The following is a 1,213-nucleotide window of genomic DNA, read 5'->3' as shown; positions in this document are numbered from 1 at the left end:
CCTTATATGGACTCCTCCTATTGCACAATACCCTTCGTTAATTTTGTCAGACTGCGTGCTTATATGCGGGCTCATAATGAGGAGCTACCTCGGCCCTTTGATGTATTCGCGCCCTTGTGCCTCTTCTCCTACTCGGTGTTTTAACACGCCAGGCACTTTACAGGCTATCAAGGGTGGGTCTAACCGCTTAACGCAGGTTCTTGGTCAATACTGTTGTTTCTGTTATCGAAGGCTAAATATTAATTGGCTAGTAAACTGGGTTCATAACTCGTGCCCTTTTTCAGCATGGCATACGCTGTCCTAACTGTTTTATTTGCTAATGCAATGGCGGCACACTTCACACCCCGTCTTTCAACTAATGCTTTGAGCCATTGTTCTTTTTTCGTTTTTGGTTCTCGATGCTTTAGCTGACTGATGACCGCTCTGGCTCCCAGAAACAAGTGACTCCGTAATGTTATCTCGCCACGGTATTTGGCTATATGACCTATTCGCACTTTTCCACCACTTGAGTGTTGGCGAGGGGTGACACCAACATTGGCTGCCGCATTACGGCCACTCGTAAAATGGGCTGTGTCACTTAAGCTTATTAATAAACCAACCGCTGTGATAGGCCCGACACCCTCAAGTGCCAGTAAACGTTCACACTGCTCATCTTGTTTTACTAAACCTGTCAGTAACTCATTTAGTGTTTCTTTTAATGTTGATTGTGCTTTAAATAATTCATAGCACTGAGCTAGACACTGCCTTAAACCAACGGTTAATCCATTATCGCTGTCCTCTAGAATCTCAGGGATAGCTTGCCTAAACGCGCATTCCGATTGCTTGATTACAATCCCAAATTCAAGTAACAAGCCTCTGATTTGATTAGCCAGCTGTCGTTTCTGCTTTTCAGCTAACGCACGCATTCGCTCTATCGACTGTAAGCTTTGTTGTGCTTGTGTCAGTGATTTACACGGGCGAACATTGGGTGAGAAAGAAGCCGCAGCTATTGCAATAACATCATTTGCATCTGTTTTCTGGCCAACTCTAAATGCTTTGACAAATCGAGGATCTAGAATCACGACTTCATGACCAACACTACGCGCTTTACGTGCCCAATAATGAGCACCGCCACACGATTCCATAACAACTTTACAACGAGGAGAGGTGGTGAGTATCGACAGTAACTCTTTTCTGCTCACCGCTTTATTACTTTGTAGGTTTTGATAAAAAA

At 44.2% G+C, this 1,213-nt stretch carries 1 protein-coding gene; it reads right to left on the bottom strand.

Going from position 1 to position 1,213, the window contains the following annotated elements; translation table 11 throughout:
• Nucleotides 1–239: 239 nt before the first annotated feature.
• Nucleotides 240–1,213, bottom strand: a 974-nt coding sequence (locus ISP07_RS20400) for an IS110 family transposase (RefSeq protein WP_228290701.1), incomplete at its 5' end; no start/stop codon positions are given.

It is taken from the genome of Pseudoalteromonas sp. PA2MD11, assembly GCF_017808125.1.
Lineage (GTDB): Bacteria > Pseudomonadota > Gammaproteobacteria > Enterobacterales > Alteromonadaceae > Pseudoalteromonas > Pseudoalteromonas simplex.
Note: the sequence above shows the minus strand (reverse complement) of the source record. Positions and strands in the feature narration are given on the sequence as shown.